General features: G+C 40.3%; 14 protein-coding genes and 1 riboswitch. Of the genes, 10 read left to right on the top strand and 4 right to left on the bottom strand.

The window, feature by feature from the left end; genetic code table 11:
* Positions 1-21 precede the first annotated feature (21 nt).
* The 7 genes from ACAY00_RS01375 to ACAY00_RS01345 all read left to right on the top strand — a co-directional run bounded on the left by ACAY00_RS01375 (position 22) and on the right by ACAY00_RS01345 (position 8,642).
* Complete coding sequence (locus ACAY00_RS01375) at positions 22-975, top strand: S1 RNA-binding domain-containing protein (RefSeq protein WP_371376198.1); 954 nt, start codon at positions 22-24, stop codon at positions 973-975.
* Between the two features lie 207 nt (positions 976-1,182).
* Positions 1,183-3,096, top strand: coding sequence for a prolyl oligopeptidase family serine peptidase (locus tag ACAY00_RS01370; protein ID WP_371376196.1), 1,914 nt, complete (start codon positions 1,183-1,185; stop codon positions 3,094-3,096).
* 238 nt (positions 3,097-3,334) lie between these two features.
* Positions 3,335-5,803, top strand: a complete 2,469-nt coding sequence (locus tag ACAY00_RS01365; RefSeq protein WP_371376194.1) for a TonB-dependent receptor — start codon at positions 3,335-3,337, stop codon at positions 5,801-5,803.
* Positions 5,804-5,995: 192 nt separating this feature from the next.
* Complete coding sequence (locus ACAY00_RS01360; RefSeq protein ID WP_371376191.1) at positions 5,996-6,424, top strand: MAPEG family protein; 429 nt, start codon at positions 5,996-5,998, stop codon at positions 6,422-6,424.
* Entirely contained in the window at positions 6,417-7,223 is an 807-nt protein-coding gene (locus tag ACAY00_RS01355) for a crotonase/enoyl-CoA hydratase family protein (protein ID WP_371376189.1), read from the top strand. Before ACAY00_RS01360 ends, ACAY00_RS01355 begins: the two co-directional genes overlap by 8 nt.
* A gap of 25 nt (positions 7,224-7,248) precedes the next feature.
* Complete coding sequence (locus tag ACAY00_RS01350) at positions 7,249-7,494, top strand: DUF6868 family protein (protein ID WP_371376186.1); 246 nt, start codon at positions 7,249-7,251, stop codon at positions 7,492-7,494.
* 173 nt (positions 7,495-7,667) lie between these two features.
* Positions 7,668-8,642 (top strand): aldo/keto reductase family oxidoreductase, encoded by a 975-nt coding sequence (locus ACAY00_RS01345; protein ID WP_371376184.1) that lies wholly within the window; start codon positions 7,668-7,670, stop codon positions 8,640-8,642.
* A 6-nt stretch (positions 8,643-8,648) separates the two neighbouring features.
* Here ACAY00_RS01345 and ACAY00_RS01340 read toward each other — a convergent pair whose 3' ends face one another.
* From ACAY00_RS01340 to dapA, 3 genes are all read right to left on the bottom strand, one after another.
* Positions 8,649-8,975: a DUF2956 family protein gene (locus tag ACAY00_RS01340; RefSeq protein WP_371376180.1), complete on the bottom strand. Its 327-nt coding sequence runs from the start codon at positions 8,973-8,975 to the stop codon at positions 8,649-8,651.
* Positions 8,976-9,151: 176 nt separating this feature from the next.
* Positions 9,152-9,850 carry a hypothetical protein gene (locus ACAY00_RS01335; RefSeq protein ID WP_371376178.1) on the bottom strand — a complete coding sequence of 233 codons (699 nt, stop codon included), beginning with the start codon at positions 9,848-9,850 and terminating at the stop codon, positions 9,152-9,154.
* A 197-nt stretch (positions 9,851-10,047) separates the two neighbouring features.
* Positions 10,048-10,968 (bottom strand): 4-hydroxy-tetrahydrodipicolinate synthase, encoded by a 921-nt coding sequence (dapA, locus tag ACAY00_RS01330; protein WP_371376175.1) that lies wholly within the window; start codon positions 10,966-10,968, stop codon positions 10,048-10,050.
* Between the two features lie 109 nt (positions 10,969-11,077).
* A riboswitch (Lysine riboswitch) is annotated at positions 11,078-11,271 on the bottom strand.
* Between the two features lie 308 nt (positions 11,272-11,579).
* On the opposite strand from dapA, the gene ACAY00_RS01325 reads away from it, so the two are divergent.
* Both ACAY00_RS01325 and arcA read left to right on the top strand, forming a co-directional pair.
* Complete coding sequence (locus ACAY00_RS01325) at positions 11,580-12,626, top strand: methyltransferase (protein WP_371376172.1); 1,047 nt, start codon at positions 11,580-11,582, stop codon at positions 12,624-12,626.
* A gap of 399 nt (positions 12,627-13,025) precedes the next feature.
* Positions 13,026-13,739 (top strand): two-component system response regulator ArcA, encoded by a 714-nt coding sequence (gene arcA, locus ACAY00_RS01320; protein ID WP_371376169.1) that lies wholly within the window; start codon positions 13,026-13,028, stop codon positions 13,737-13,739.
* Between the two features lie 83 nt (positions 13,740-13,822).
* On the opposite strand, the gene ACAY00_RS01315 is transcribed toward arcA, so the two are convergent.
* Positions 13,823-14,161 carry an Hpt domain-containing protein gene (locus ACAY00_RS01315; protein WP_371376166.1) on the bottom strand — a complete coding sequence of 113 codons (339 nt, stop codon included), beginning with the start codon at positions 14,159-14,161 and terminating at the stop codon, positions 13,823-13,825.
* 484 nt (positions 14,162-14,645) lie between these two features.
* Here ACAY00_RS01315 and folE2 point away from each other — a divergent pair, with 484 nt between their 5' ends.
* Complete coding sequence (gene folE2, locus ACAY00_RS01310) at positions 14,646-15,572, top strand: GTP cyclohydrolase FolE2 (RefSeq protein WP_371376163.1); 927 nt, start codon at positions 14,646-14,648, stop codon at positions 15,570-15,572.
* The last annotated feature ends 287 nt before the right edge of the window (positions 15,573-15,859 follow it).

Raw genomic sequence — 15,859 nt, 5'->3', positions numbered from 1 at the left:
TATTTTGATTTAGGAAACACAATGGCTGAGATAGGCAAAATCAATACCTTAACGGTGGTAAAAATAACCGAATTTGGTGCTTTCGTTGACGGTGAAAAACACGGTGAAATCTTATTACCCAATCGTTATATGCCCGAAGGGTTAGCAGAGGGGCAAGCAATAGATGTATTCATTTATTTTGACTCCGAAGACAGGTTAATTGCCACCACCGAAACGCCAAAGGCCATGGTAGATCAATTTGTTAGCTTAAAAGTGGTGCAAGTGAATAAAGCAGGCGCTTTTTTGGATTGGGGACTGCCTAAAGATTTATTGGTACCATATAACCAACAACAAACCAAACTTGTGGTGGGTAAATACTACTTGGTGCGAGTTTATCAAGACATGCACACAGATCGCATCGTCGCCACCACCAAACTAGATCGCTTTTTAGATATTTGGCCGGCCAATTATGAGATTGGCGAAAAAGTGGATTTGATCATTGCCAATAAAACTGATCTTGGTTTTAAAGCCATTATTAACAACAAGCATTGGGGCTTACTATACGATAATGAAATCTTTCAACCGTTAAGAACGGGAAGACAGATCACAGGTTATATTAAGCAGGTACGCGATGACGGTCGCGTCGATTTAATCCTAACTCGACCTGGACTTGGAAAAATTAAAGATTTTGCCCCCAGCCTGTTAGCGTATATGGCAATGCATAACAACCAATGTGAGATTAATGACAAGAGTTCGCCCGAGTTAATTCAACAAACTTTTGGGGTCAGTAAAAAGACCTTTAAAAGTACCGTTGGTAATCTATTAAAGCAAGGCAAAATTAAAATTGCGCAAAACAGCTTATTTTTAATTGAAGGCTCCGCTAAAACAGATTTTGAAAAGCCGGCCACGAAGGGCGCAAAAACGGCTGATAAAAAATCGGCTAACGCTAATTCTCAGGCCAGGGCGGGTAAGAGAACAGGACAACGAAATAAGTAAATTTCAGTTTTTATTTTTTTCACCAAGCAGAGCCACGCTCTGCTTTTTTTTACCTCAAAATAAAACTGTAGATTTTTTAAACAATTAGCTTTATTCTACGAGGTAATGGATAAAAAATTAGCGTGAAGAGCTGTTTAGGCCAAAGTGAAATACGTGCTTACTTTTAGTCACCGAAATACAAAAAATAATTATCAGGAGCGTGAGTAAATGTTAAATAAACTTCTATTGGGTATTTCCACCTTGGTCTTATTTGCCTGTTCAGAGCAACCAATAACCCCCACGCCTGCCAAGCAAGAAAACCAAACAATAGCCAAACCAGCTCCGATTAAAACCTACAGTACAGAAGAATTTTTCAATACTGTTAGCGTCTTTGGCTCATCAATCAACTTTAATAAAAGCGCAATATTAGTTTCCAGTGATGAGAGTGGTGTATTCAATGCCTACCGTTACCCCATCGACGGCGCTACCCCAAGCCAATTAACCTACTCTAAAGATGATGCTATTTTTGTTCAGAGTTGGTTCCCTAATGACGACAGGTTTTTATACACCAAAGACCAAGGTGGTAATGAGTTAAATCACTTGTATGTGCAAAACCTGCTCGGCCATGTCATCGATTTAACCCCTGGCAAAAATTTAAAGGCCAATTTTATTGGTTGGTTAAACGATAACTCATTTGTTGTGACGACCAATGAACGTGATCCAAAAGCTATGGATGTATATGTTTATAGCAGTAGTGACTATTCAAGAGAAATGGTATATCAAAACAATGACATGTTGATGATTGCCGACATCAGTAAAGACGGTCGTTACTTAGCCTTAATTGAAGCAACAAGTGGCGCCGATTCTAATATTTATTTAGTTGATTTAAAAAATGACAAGAAAACCACATTAATCACCGAACATCAGGGGTACATTAATCACAGTGTCTATACCTTCACCCCGGATTCCACGGCTTTAATTTACAGCACCAATGAATATTCTGAGTTCAATCAAGCATGGAAATATGACCTGAAGAAGGGTGAAAAAAATCTTTTCTACGCGGCGGAATGGGATGTCAGTTTTGTTTATTTCTCTGATGATGGCCAATATACCATTAAGGGCGTTAACGCAGATGGTCAAACCAAGCTAACCATCAGTGCCAGCGATGGCAGTGGCGATTTAAAACTTCCACCTTTACCCGCCGGAGATATGCGTGGAGTGAACTTTTCTAAAGACACTAAAAAGATGGTGTTTTATATCAACTCAGATACGTCTCCAAGTAATTTATTTAGCTACCAGTTGGGTCAAAACAAGGTCAAACAGCTGACGTATTCTCTACCCGAATCAATGAGCAGTAAAGATTTAGTAGCTTCTGAGGTCGTCCGTTTTAACAGCTTTGATAATTTATCTATACCCGGGTTATTGTACAAACCTCATCAAGCCAGTAGTGACAAACCTGTGCCCGCATTAATTTGGGTTCACGGCGGTCCGGGCGGTCAATCCCGTAAAGGTTATCGTGCCGCCATTCAACATTTAGTGAATCAAGGTTATGCTGTTTTTGCGGTAAACAACCGTGGCTCATCCGGTTATGGCAAAACATTTTATCACCTAGACGATAAAAACCATGGTGAAAATGACCTACAAGACATTGTTTATGGGAAAAAATACTTACAAACTTTAGATTGGGTACAAGACGATAAAATTGGCATTATGGGCGGTAGCTACGGTGGCTATATGACCATGGCGGGGATGGCATTTACCGATGAATTTAATCTGGGGATCAATATCTTTGGGGTAACCAACTGGGTAAGAACGTTAAAAAGCATTCCGCCATGGTGGGAAGCATTTAAACAAGCTTTATACGACGAAATGGGTGATCCGGCGACGGACGAAGCAAGACATCGACGCATATCCCCCCTCTTTCATGCAAACAATATTAAAAAACCTGTTTTAGTCGTACAAGGCGCCAATGATCCCAGAGTATTGCAAGTTGAAAGCGATGAGATGGTAGCGGCTATTCGCGCCAATAATGTGCCCGTTGAATACGTATTATTTTCAGATGAGGGACATGGATTTCGGAAAAAAAGTAATCGCATTATTGCGTCAAAGGCTTATATAAACTTTTTAAACAAATATATGTAAAAAAAAGGTCAAGGCTAACGCTCTCTTTAGCCTTGACTGAGCCCCCAACAAACACTCTCAGCCATAAAATTATTGTAATCCCCCTGTTGCCTTGCCATTTATCCCCATTTTAAAGCCGGTCATCGCTAAAAATAGAATAAAAACCCTAAATATATTGCAAAATGAGTGTTATAAAGTAACAATAAATAAAGTGTTACTTTATAACAATTAGATGTTTTATTATTAAGAGGGGATTATCATGGCTAAATCAATGGCCTGGGGCTTAGCATTATTACCATTAGCTATTTCAAGCTCTCTGGCAGCCCAAACGGTTATTGGTGTTGTCTTTGATGTAAATGGCAAACCACTTAAATCAGTCAAAGTAAAAATAAAGAACAAATCCGTTTTTACCGATGTAAATGGCCAATTTGTATTTAAACAACTTGATGATAAAGCGCATGAAGTACATTTCTCTGCGCCGGGCTATAGCCATATTAGCAAACAAGTTAACGCAAACGACACAACACCATTAAACGTAACATTATCACAATCATCTATTGAAATTCTCGACGTGTATGCCACCCCATTACACGCATCCACTATTGAATCGGCCCAACCAGTAAATGTCTTAGTGGCTGACGAATTACGCAGCAAACAAGCCTCAACCCTAGGCGATACATTAAAAGGTGAAGTCGGCGTACATTCAACGTCTTATGGTAATGTTTCAAGTAGCCCAGTTATACGTGGTATGGATGGTCCTCGAGTTTTAGTAACTCAAAATGGTTTAGATGTTGGCGATGCATCTCGTGTTGGCCCTGATCACATTGTCTCAGGCGAAGCATCAACCGCGACTCAAATCGAAGTCTTAAGAGGTCCATCAACGCTCTTCTACGGCAGTGGTGCCATCGGTGGGGTCGTGAACGTTGTTGATGAACGTGTACCTACTCATAACGATACCTTGGTAAATTACTTGCTTGCACATGAATCAGTCAATGATCAAAACTCTGCTTCATTAAACCTAAACACTGGCAAAGGCAAATTTGCCCTTCATTTAGATGGATTCTGGCGTCAATCAAATGACGTCAATATTCCCGGTTATGCCGAAAATCAGCACGATTTACACGATGAGGATCATGAAGACGAACATGAAGACGAACATGAAGAAGAGCTGAGTGATGAGCACGAAAGTGAGCATGATGATGAGAAAAAAGGGGTAATTGAAAATACTGCAGCTAAAGCGAGTGGGTTCAATATCGGCACCAGTTATTTATTAGATAATGGTTATGTTGGGGTTTCTTACGGTCGTCTTGCAAGACAATACGGTATTCCTGGCCACGCTCATGGTGAAGATGCACATGACAGTCACCAAGAAGATGTTAACCCTATCGAAGGGGAAGAGCACAGTGATGACTCAGTTAGTGGTGACTTGACACAAAATAGATATCAAATGTTGAGCGCCTTAAGTTATGAAAATGACTTTATCAATCAAATAAATACTAAGTTGGCGTTTACCGATTATCAGCATCAAGAAATTGAAGATGGGGTAGTAGGTACCGTATTCAAAAATAAAATGATGGAAGCACGCGCCGACTTTTACCATCATGAAGTGAATGGTTGGACAGGCGCATGGACGGCGCATTACAAAAGCAACGACTTTGAAGCGATTGGCGATGAAGCATTTACCCCGCCTTCAAAGACCGATGCTATGGCCTTAGTTTGGCTCGAAGAAAAGCATTTTGGTGATTTTCTATGGCAACTTGGTGCTCGCATCGAGCACGTCAAGATCACAGTAGAAGACTCACATGATGATGCAGACTCACATGATGAGCATGACGAAGACATTGATTTAGATGAGATAAAAAGCCAATCTTTCACTCCGCTGAGTCTATCTGCCGGTACGGTATGGGATTATCAGCAAGGATATAACTTAGCCTTCTCTTTATCTTACTCACAGCGTGCGCCATCAGCGGCAGAGCTGTTTGCAAATGGCCCTCATATTGGTACCAACACCTATGAAATTGGCGCCATTTTCGATGTAGAAGCACATCAGGGACATGCCGATATTGGTCTGAATTCACAAAAAGTAGATTTGGAAACTTCGTACAATATTGACCTAACTTGGCGTAAGTTCGAAGGGAATTTTGGCTTTGTTTTCAGTGCTTTTTATAATCATATTGATGACTATTATTATCAACAAAATACCGCATTATTTGCAAATAATGGTCATCAACATGATGAAGGTATTCTAGATGAGTTCCTATTAGAGGAAGAAGAAGGGTTGCCTATTTATCAGTTCCAACAAGCTGATGTTGACATGTATGGGTTTGAAGCCGAGCTGGCTTATCAGATCTCAGAGCCTTTAAAAGCGACTCTAATTGCTGATTATATTCGCGCGAAATTAACTGATGGGGGCAACTTACCTCGAATCCCACCGATGAGAATTGGCTCTGAGCTGACTTATCAACAGGACAATTACGCGATATCTTCGACCCTGAGTCATTACTTTAAACAAAATGATGTGGCTGATTTAGAAACATCAACCAAGGGCTATACGATGTTAGATGCTAAGGCTGATTTTTACCTAGACGGCTTTGGTGATGATTTTGTGATCTTTGTGAAAGCCCAGAACCTAACCAACGAAGAAGCCCGTGTGCATGGTTCATTTCTAAAAGATACCGCGCCATTGCCTGGAAGAAATTTTTCTGTAGGCATTCGTGGTAGCTTTTAATTACCCTCTGTTCTAGCCCACCGTTTTGGTGGGCTTTTTTTGTCTATTTTTACACAACGACACAATAAACGCTTAGGCATTCACTCTCTTAAATTAACCAAGATACAGGTCTGTAAAGACTTTTGACCCTACCCAACGATTTTGCTAAGGTACTGATATAAATTACTTTTCTTAATGATAAGGGCAAAATTCATGAGCTCATATTTTCTTTACCCTCTTGTCTCGATGTTGCTCTTAACCTTTGTGGTTTGGTTATACATGTATATTCGGCGCTTACATTATGTGTTCAGCCATAAAATCAAGGCACAACAGCTGCACCGACCAGAACAACTCACAGAGCTTATTCCTGAGCCAATAAATCGCTCGGCCAATAATTTAAAAAACTTATTTGAACTGCCGATCATTTTTTACGCCTTAATACTCACCTGTTTTATTTTTAATTGGTACGATCCGTTGTTGCTAAATTTTGCTTGGGGGTTTGTTATGTTACGTGCCCTTCATAGCATCATTCACTGTACCTACAATCGAGTTTCTCATAGGTTTATCGTTTATATGCTAAGCTCTATTTGTCTTTGGGCAATGTTATTGTTTGTGGTATCGAAGGTGTGGTCAAATGGCTGAGGACGTTCTTTTAGTTGAGGTTAAAAACCAAATTGCTTTTGTTAGCCTAAACCGCCCCCAAAAGCACAATGCGCTAAATCTGGCTTTATTTAAAGCACTTGATCACACCATAAAACGGTTAGACAAGCAGAAGAATATTCGCGCCATTATCGTCTTTGGCAATGGGCCGGACTTTTGTACGGGCCTTGATATCAACTCGGTAATGAAATCAAAAACCGCCGCTTTAACCCTGCTTTATAAATGGTGGCCAGGTAAAGCCAATTTAGCTCAACGCGTGTCCTATGGATGGCGTCAGCTAAATGTACCGGTTATTATGGCTATTCATGGTCGCTGCTGGGGGGGTGGTTTACAAATTGCTTTAGGCGCTGATTTTCGTTTGGTCAGTACCGACTCAACATTTTCAGTGATGGAAAGCAAATGGGGATTGATCCCCGATATGGCGGGCAACTTAGCATTAAGAGAGTTAGTTCGCAAAGACATCGCTTTAAAGCTGGCAATGACGGCTGAGATTATTGATGCAAAGACCGCACAGAACCTAGGTTTAGTCAGTGAGGTCTGTGCAGATCCACTCGCTGGTGCAACTTTGTTGGCAGAGCAAATTAGCGCCCGTTCACCAGACAGTGTGGCCGCGGTTAAGGCATTATACCATCGACTTTGGCAAGCAAAAGATTGGCGCTGGTTAGCTCGAGAATCTTGGTATCAAATCCGAATTTTAGCGGGTAAGAACCAAAAGATTGCGGTGAAAAACCAATTGAAACCGCACCAACAAGCCGACTATCAGCCTAGATCGCGCTGGTAGGGGCAACAACAGTAAGGTCATTCTCATGGATACAGTACAACTCAAAGATTTTTTTCTGCTTTGCACATTAATCAACTTTGGTTTAATCAGCATTATCAGTCTGTTGCTTTATCCGTGTTATCACACCATTAGCCAATTACACCATAAAATAACCCATGTACCTTTAGCGCAGTTACCAAAGTTATATTTTCAATATTTAGCCGGCTACAAATTATTGATCATTGTATTTAATTTGGTGCCCTATCTTGCCCTTGTCTACCTCATCGATTAACGGTTTATGTGCAGCTCTGGGGTTTTACCATTTACGCTTACCTAACGGCGTAACATCTCTCTAACCTAATCGATACAATTGTATTTAAAAGCAAACAAATGGTCTTTTGGCTTGTTGTTTTAACCTTATCTGCTTAATAATAGCCACCAGATACTAATAAGCAGGATAATCATATGAGTCAGTTCCCCCTTCCCTTAAATAAACACCTAACGCAGAATAGCCCATTAGTTTATGGCTGCATGGGGCTTGGTGGTCAGTGGAATGATAGCCCTGTGAGCAAAGACGATCTTAGCCAAGCTCATCAAGTGATTGACGCCGCCCTTGAAGCTGACATTAGGTTATTTGATCATGCCGATATTTATACCTTTGGCAAAGCCGAGCAGGTTTTTGGTCAAGTGCTTAAAGAGCGCCCTGAGTTAAGGGAGCAAATTAGCATTCAGTCAAAGTGTGGTATTCGCTTTCCAGAAGGCAACCTACCCGGTCGTTACGACAGTTCGGGCGACTGGATAAGCCAGAGTGTGGATAATATTTTATCGCGCTTACAAATTGAAACGCTTGATGTGCTTATGATCCATCGCCCAGATCCTTTAATGCAAGCCGAAGAAGTCGCCGATACTTTTAACCGCATTAAGCAAAGTGGCAAAGTAAAACATTTTGGCGTCTCTAATATGAATGCGGCACATATGCAACATTTACAAAATGCGTTACCCATGCCGCTAGTGGTAAATCAAATTGAGATGAGTTTGACCCACCTTAACTTCTTAGAAGAAAAAGTGAGTACTGGCTCACCGGCTCCAATAGGTAACTTTCAAGCCGGAACTATCGAATATTGCCAGCACCATGGGGTGCAGTTACAAGCATGGGGGAGCTTGAGCCAAGGAAAGCTTAGTGGTGGCGATTTAAGTACACAACCAGAACACATTAGGCATACAGCCAAATTAGTTGAGCAGCTTGCGGGCCACTATCAAGTCAGCAAAGAAGCGATTATTTTAGCTTGGCTTATGCGCCACCCAGCCTCTATTCAACCGATAATAGGCAGCACCAATATTGAGCGAATAAAAGCGTGTAAACAAGCGAATAACCTTGTCCTAACCAGAGAGCACTGGTATCAATTATACGTCAGTGCGCGCGGCGAGCGCTTACCTTAATATGGCTTAGGCCAGCAATAGATAAGCTATAAAACCAAGCCAAGATAGTAACAGCAATATCCAAGGCACAGACGTGGATTGTTGCTGGTTGCTATCATCTTCAACCTTGTTATTTGTTGCAGTCGTTTGCTGCTTTTGTTTCTGTTTTTTTTGCTTACTTAACTCTCTGGCCTTAGCTTTTTGCGCCTTCTTGTATTGTTCTATACCTTTTTGAATACCTTGCTCAATCAATTTAGTTTGTGCTTTCGTTTGACCTGGCTTTTGATTCTGTTTGGCTAGCGCGGCAGCCTCTTGTTGGGTTTGTGCTGACACTTTTTGATGTTGTTTTACCATGTTTAGATACTGGATAGGGTTGCAGAAAAAAGATTGATACAACACTGTATCGAATTTATTCAACCAATGCACCCTAGCAATGCACTAAAAACCAACAAGCGCACAAAGTGCGCTTGTTGTATTGCTATTATTATACCGATTGTTGAAAATAATTAACCCACATTGATGCCTATAAGCTAGTCGGTGATCACCAGTTTATACGCAATATCGCCAGCACGGCTATTGGTGCTGTGAATGACTAAAAAATACTGATGGCCAGCAAAGAAAAAGCCACTGGTAAAAGCGTGTCCAAACGCAGGCATATTACGAGTGCTATCAAGTAATACTTTGCTGTCATCATAAAGCTCAATAAATATATCAGCACCTTGATACCAAGGTTGGGTGCAGTCGGTTGGGGTTGCGCACAGGTAAATGGTAATGGTTGGCTCGCCATCTAAGATAAATGCAAAAGTGTCCTTTGGATCGGTAGCATAGTTAACACGGCCATTTATAAGTACACCATTTTCCGAGCGTACAATAAAAGCTTGCGCCTGATCGAATGCATTATTAGGCTCACTTTCAATCACACTAGTGCTGGTCCAATTGTCGGCAATAAATGCCTCATCGATAACGCCATCCTCTGGGGTAATAACCGGAAAATTTTCATTTTCTCGACACAAAACCTGTTGACTGCATTGGCCGCTGTACCAGGCAAATGTCAAAGCAATGCCAAATGGGTCTTGAAAGACAGAGGTAGGACAATAATAAATGCTCGTTTGAGTGCAAACGTCATTTTCGACCGGTGTTGGTTTGTCGTCGCTGCTGCCACCACAAGAGCATAAAAAAAGCAGCACAATTGTGCCCAAAATAAAGCGCATAAATTTGAATGTATACATATCGCCACTTACTCACAACACCATGTGTACCCTGTTATTAGTATAGTATGCGCTTATCGATGGTGCTAAGAGCGGCATTAGCGGACAAAAGCACATAGGCGAACAGTATCACCGCGGATATCTTCATAACGAGGATAATAATCGTGACGCACATTCACTCTTGAAATGTTATCGCGAGTAAATGTGCGTGAGTTGAGTTAATTTACGGCTTTAAGAGTCACGTCGTGCTGTTTTAACCAGGCTTTAATGGCTTTATCAGCCGCGATTAACGCTTGATCCGAGTCAAGTTCGAGGTGGGTTAATGGCGCGCGCAGTAGCGGGGTGCTAATAAGACCCAGCTTGTGCATTAACACTTTAACCGGGATAGGATTGGCCACTTCAAATAAACTGTTGACTGCCGAATACCACACATTCAACGCCTCAGGACGAGTTCCCTGTAAAGACTTTTGCACATAGAGATTACTCGCTTGTGGCCAAGGGTTAGAACAGACGGAAACCAAACCAACAGCCCCAGCACTCGCAAGATAAGGCATTAAGCCATCCTCTCCCGAATACATTTTCATCTTTGGTGCGGCATCTCTAAGAGCAATAAATTGGTGAATATCACCACTGGCTTCTTTCATTGCCCATAAATTTTTATGCTCGGCCAGGTTAGAAACCGTTTCGCAATAAATTTGGACTCCGCTTCGAGACGGCACATTATATAGCATGCAAGGTTTATCAGTGGCATCAAGTAACGCTTTAAACCACATGGTTTGACCAACAGGACCGGGCTTTGCGTATAAAGGAGCCGTTAATAAAAAGGCATCCACATTGAGCTCATTACAGTGTTTTATCCATGTTAATTGCTGGTCTAAATGGTAGCCGCCAACGGCGACCATAATAGGTACCGATACGTTAAGGGCAACCACAAACTCAACAATACTGAGTTGTTCTGACGGCTCTAACGCCAAACCCTCAGCGGTCGAGCCACAGAGCAAAATACCATTGCCAGCACCTTGTTGTTCCTTAACCAAAGATTCTAAAACAGCAAAATCGACCTTGCCATCAGCATCAAATGGGGTAATTAACGCCGTATATAGATAAGTAGTTTTTGTATCTTGCGATAAGGTTTTCATTAAAAATCTCGTTGTTTTGGGTAAATACTTAAAACAAAAAATAGCGGATATATTTACCAGTAAGCGGAAACACAGGGGAGGCGTAGGTATTTGTACAATAAAATGCACAAAGACCAGAAGTTCTCCACTTATATTTCCTATCAAAATAGTGTCATAAGTGACAGCCGCAGGGATTCAACCCCAACGTCCGATAATCGAAATAGCAAAATGACGATTACCTCGGCGCTAATCCCCCTGATTATCAGTCAATGGAGTTTGCTCTCCTATTGATAACGACCTGGTTAACGCTCCTCTTCCGGCCCAGTTTCTAGGGCTAATGCAACGAATGATTAATTGCATTGTCAATATTTAAGCATTTAACCTAAGCCTTTTCAATAAGCTATAACCAATTTTATCGGGCAATACGTGCATTTTACAAAAACAATGCAAGACTTGTTATCAGAAGTTAAAACCTTTTAGCAATTGTCTTGAACAACAAATGGGTTATTACCTGCAGCCATTTTAGGGTAAAGCCAGATGAACCACTGAAAAAGCGAAATTTATTATTTACTCACTTGCTGAAAATCGGGACAATGGCGCCGATTATTAACACAACCATTTTGGGGATCTTCATGTCACTTTCTAACCCTTCACAATTATTACTGCGCAACGAAGAATACCTTAAAAGTAGCAACCCACTGGTGGTTAATTGCCCTGATAATGAATTTATTCCGGCCTTAGAGCGCATTAATGAGAATGCAACCATTTCTAATTTTCAAATTAATTACGCTTATTATCTCGCTCAAACTCAACGCCAGAGTTCGCATACCCTAAATCAATTTAGCCACAACTATGACAACCAGTCTGGTCAACAGCATGATTTATTGATTTTCTACTTTCCAAAATCAAAGGCTGAGTTTTTATTTATGCTAGCCATGTTAAAGCCGCATTTAACAGCAGAATGTTCGGTATTATTGGTTGGTGAAAACAACGGCGGGGTTAAATCTGCACTAAAATTATGCAAAGACCAAATTCAATTTGGTCATAAAATTGACTCTGCCCGTCATTGCACCTTAATGCAGTTGCGATTATTGCCTGACTCAGCCAATTTTAACCTAGACGATTGGTTTAAGACCTACCAATTAAAAGTAAACGATATAACCATAGACGTAGTTTCACTACCCGGTGTTTTTAGTATTGGTGAACTTGATAAAGGGACTCAGTTGTTATTGCAACATTTACCACAAAAGATGCAAGGCAAAGTGCTCGACTTTGGTTGTGGCGCTGGCGTTATTGGTAGTTATATTCAAAAGCGATACCCTCAAACCGAAGTAGACATGCTTGATGTTAACGCCCTTGCCATCGCAAGTAGCCAAAAAACCCTCGAACTTAATAAGCTTTGTGCCAAAGTATTTGCTTCCGATGGATTAAGTACGGTTAAGGGACAATACCAAGCAGTTATTTCAAACCCTCCGTTTCATCAAGGCTTAAAAACGCATTACCATACAACAGAGTCTTTCTTAGCGCATATCAAGCAGCACTTACACTCTCAAGGTACCCTAACCATCGTTGCTAACAGTTTTTTAAAATATGCGCCAATTATTGAGCAAGCTATGGGCAACAATAGCCAATTAGCGCAAAGCAATGGCTTTACGATTCATCACAGTGTTAAAAAGTAACAGTAAATTTACTACATAATTTAACATTCTATTATTTTTAACCAAAACCAAAGCTTAAGGTGATAAAAAAAATACATTTTTTTCACCTTAAAAAGCGTTAAAATGCCTAGATTCATTGATCTGCAACAATAATGGCGATGAAAAGTTACATTCGATAACGTAATTAAAAATCAACATCAAAATTTTAAAAGCAATATAAACAATAACTTAAACTCAAAAACAGCCATTTTAGCCCCTCAAAATTCTTACATTTATGCAACAATTTTTAGATTGTAAGTTTTATTACAATCTCTAAAATATGCAGTATTCAAATTAGAGTGGTGTTTGTGTGAGTTTAAACAACGACACCTGGGTGTGAACTAACGTCTGTTCTCCCCAAAGTTTTACTAGAGGTAACTTATGGCAAATCCAGCAAACATCTTAATCGTAGAAGATGAAGAAGTAACAAGACTTAGTTTAAAAAACTTGTTTGAAGCAGAAGGTTACAACACCCTTGTCGCTTCAAACGGCGAAAGCATGGAACAAGAGCTTAAGAACAATGATATCGACTTGGTATTAATGGATATCAACTTACCGGGTAAAAATGGATTATTACTAGCGCGTGAACTAACCGAAAAACGCAGTTCGGGTTTAATCTTCATCACAGGTCGTGACAGCGAAGTAGATAAAGTATTAGGGTTAGAAATTGGTGCTGACGATTACATCACCAAACCATTTAACCCACGTGAGTTAACGATTCGTGTTCGTAACTTATTAAAGCGCATCCAAAAGACTGAAACAGAAGTTGAAACAGCTGATACTGAAATGATCATCTTCAATAACTGGCAGTTGGATCCAAACTCGCGTCGAATGACATCACCACAAGGCAAAACCTTCCCTATTCCACGTGGTGAGTACCGTGCCTTACGCCTTTTAATGGCGAATCATGGTAAAATTGTTACGCGTCAAGAATTGATCCAAGAAATGACTGGCCGTGATCTTCGTGAAAACGACCGTTCTGTGGATGTCACAATTCGTCGTTTACGTAAGCATTTTGAAACCGATGATACCAACGGTGAATTTATTAACACCATTCACGGTGAAGGCTACCGCTTTGTTGGTTCAATCCAATAAAACGACGCGCTAAAGACTACAAAAAAAATGGCTAACCTAAGGTTAGCCATTTTTTTATCTAAATTAAGGGACGTTGCCAGCGATTAATCTTGATTTAACCACTCTTTTAAGGCGACCATCGACGCATTATTTAGCACTTTTAATGCATCAAGTTCAGTTGCTAGGATGGCAAAGTCTTGTTTTGAGTATTCAAGCTCAGCGACCTTTTCAAATACTTTTTTCAAGCCTAGGTTTCCAGATGCTGATTTTAGGATATGACAACTGTCTTTCCAATGATCATAGTCTTGCTGTTCAACCGCGTCACTCAGTTTGGTTAAATAATTTTGTGATTGCTGTTCATATAAATCAACCGTTTGCTGATACATATCAGCGCCTAGCATGTCCTTATACTGTGTCATTAATTCGGTATTTAAAAAATCCAATTTCTGCTCCTTATATGCCTCAATAGCAAGAATCATTTCATTATTTTGCAATCATAAAACATAGCACGAACAAAAGACTTATTACCACGATTTCAACCATTACTTTGCACATTTAACAACAAAATATCGATACCGAAACAAGCATTTAACAACTCAACAAAATGACATCAAAAACAACTATTTTTTACCATAGACAAATTGATTTTTGCTTACTTTTCATTCAGAATAGCCGACCATTTTGCTCAGATATACCATTAGGTGATGAGATTGAGTATTTTATCTCGTTATTTTAGTAAAATTTTCAAAAAAACAGTAAAATTGCACCTTCTTATTGGGTAGAATACGCGCCCTTATACTATTTTACTGCTAAAACTTAATGGTATTCCCTGTCATCAGCAAAAAGTACATTAACACTGTCTATTCGCTGCTTGGGCTAGGGCAAGACAAGTATTTAAATTTTTATCCAGAAGTAAGTGGAGCACCGATGCCGACATCAATGCCAGATATTGCCAATCACACAACCGCCCAAACAGAAGGGAAACTTGACCGTGTAGGTATGGGTAATATCGAAATGCCTCTAATGGTAGCAGCCAAAGACGAAGCTGAACGTATGGTTTCTGCTCATATTGATGCCTATGTAAACTTAAATGACCCGCAAGCAAAGGGCATACATATGTCACGCTTGTACCTGTTGCTTGATGAGCTTGCCAGTAACGATACCTTAACCTACCCGACCTTGGTTAAATTACTTAATAACTTTATCGACTCTCATCAAGATTTGAGTGATATTGCATATGTTAAGTTCGCTTTTGATTACCCGATGCGTCGTGAAGCTCTGATCAGTGGAAAGTTAGGCTGGCGAGTGTATCCTGTCACTATCATCGGCAAAAAAGAGCAAGGTAAATTAACCGTTGAGATGAATGTTGATATTGCGTATTCATCAACGTGCCCTTGTTCGGCAGCTCTTTCTCGCCAATTAATTCAAAAAGCGTTCACTCAAAAGTTTGGTGAGCAAGAAAGCGTGTCAAAAGAAGCCGTTCATCAATGGCTTGGTACCACAGAAGGGGTTGTTGCCACGCCTCACAGCCAACGCTCTATTGCCGAAGTGAAAGTGAAATTAAACGAGCAAGTGGCTGAGTTTCCAATTACTGATGTGGTCGACACCATTGAAGCGGCTCTTCAAACGCCAGTACAAGCTGCGGTAAAACGTGAAGATGAACAAGAATTTGCCCGTTTGAATGGCCAGAATTTAATGTTCTGTGAAGATGCTGCTCGTCGAGTACAACACGCATTAAACCTGATCCCTGGTTATGAAGATTTTTGGGTGAAAATTAATCACCTTGAGTCTTTGCATGCTCATGATGCAGTTGCTATTACGACCAAAGGCGTAAGCAACGGTTACACGGCCTAATATTTAAAAACCCAATTAGCCTAAACAAATTTAGGGCGATTTAAACACCGAAGCCTCAAGTACTTCGGTGTTTTTGTTTCAATCATCTCAAAAAATATATCCCCTAAAAAAATTGGCATAAACACCCAACTAAAATTCACACTAAATTAACAAAAATTAAAACCTTTCAACACAACTTACAGCCCAATAAAAATGGGTAAACTTACAACAACTTACCCCAAAACCACCCCTACCCCCTGTAATTTTTATACATTTTGACACAGAGTAATCACTCTAGTATCGATTGA

It is taken from the genome of Thalassotalea sp. 273M-4 (assembly GCF_041410465.1).
GTDB classification, from domain to species: domain Bacteria; phylum Pseudomonadota; class Gammaproteobacteria; order Enterobacterales; family Alteromonadaceae; genus Thalassotalea_A; species Thalassotalea_A aquiviva.
Note: the sequence above shows the minus strand (reverse complement) of the source record. Positions and strands in the feature narration are given on the sequence as shown.

Bases quoted from the DNA above. Each gene is read 5' to 3' on its own strand.
- ACAY00_RS01350 (WP_371376186.1), top strand. From the start codon at position 7,249: ATGGATACAGTACAACTCAAAGATTTTTTTCTGCTTTGCACATTAATC.
- ACAY00_RS01345 (WP_371376184.1), top strand. From the start codon at position 7,668: ATGAGTCAGTTCCCCCTTCCCTTAAATAAACACCTAACGCAGAATAGC.
- dapA (WP_371376175.1), bottom strand. From the start codon at position 10,968: ATGAAAACCTTATCGCAAGATACAAAAACTACTTATCTATATACGGCG.
- ACAY00_RS01325 (WP_371376172.1), top strand. From the start codon at position 11,580: ATGTCACTTTCTAACCCTTCACAATTATTACTGCGCAACGAAGAATAC.
- folE2 (WP_371376163.1), top strand. From the start codon at position 14,646: ATGCCGACATCAATGCCAGATATTGCCAATCACACAACCGCCCAAACA.
- arcA (WP_371376169.1), top strand. From the start codon at position 13,026: ATGGCAAATCCAGCAAACATCTTAATCGTAGAAGATGAAGAAGTAACA.
- ACAY00_RS01375 (WP_371376198.1), top strand. From the start codon at position 22: ATGGCTGAGATAGGCAAAATCAATACCTTAACGGTGGTAAAAATAACC.
- ACAY00_RS01340 (WP_371376180.1), bottom strand. From the start codon at position 8,975: ATGGTAAAACAACATCAAAAAGTGTCAGCACAAACCCAACAAGAGGCT.
- ACAY00_RS01360 (WP_371376191.1), top strand. From the start codon at position 5,996: ATGAGCTCATATTTTCTTTACCCTCTTGTCTCGATGTTGCTCTTAACC.
- ACAY00_RS01365 (WP_371376194.1), top strand. From the start codon at position 3,335: ATGGCTAAATCAATGGCCTGGGGCTTAGCATTATTACCATTAGCTATT.
- ACAY00_RS01355 (WP_371376189.1), top strand. From the start codon at position 6,417: ATGGCTGAGGACGTTCTTTTAGTTGAGGTTAAAAACCAAATTGCTTTT.
- ACAY00_RS01335 (WP_371376178.1), bottom strand. From the start codon at position 9,850: ATGTATACATTCAAATTTATGCGCTTTATTTTGGGCACAATTGTGCTG.
- ACAY00_RS01370 (WP_371376196.1), top strand. From the start codon at position 1,183: ATGTTAAATAAACTTCTATTGGGTATTTCCACCTTGGTCTTATTTGCC.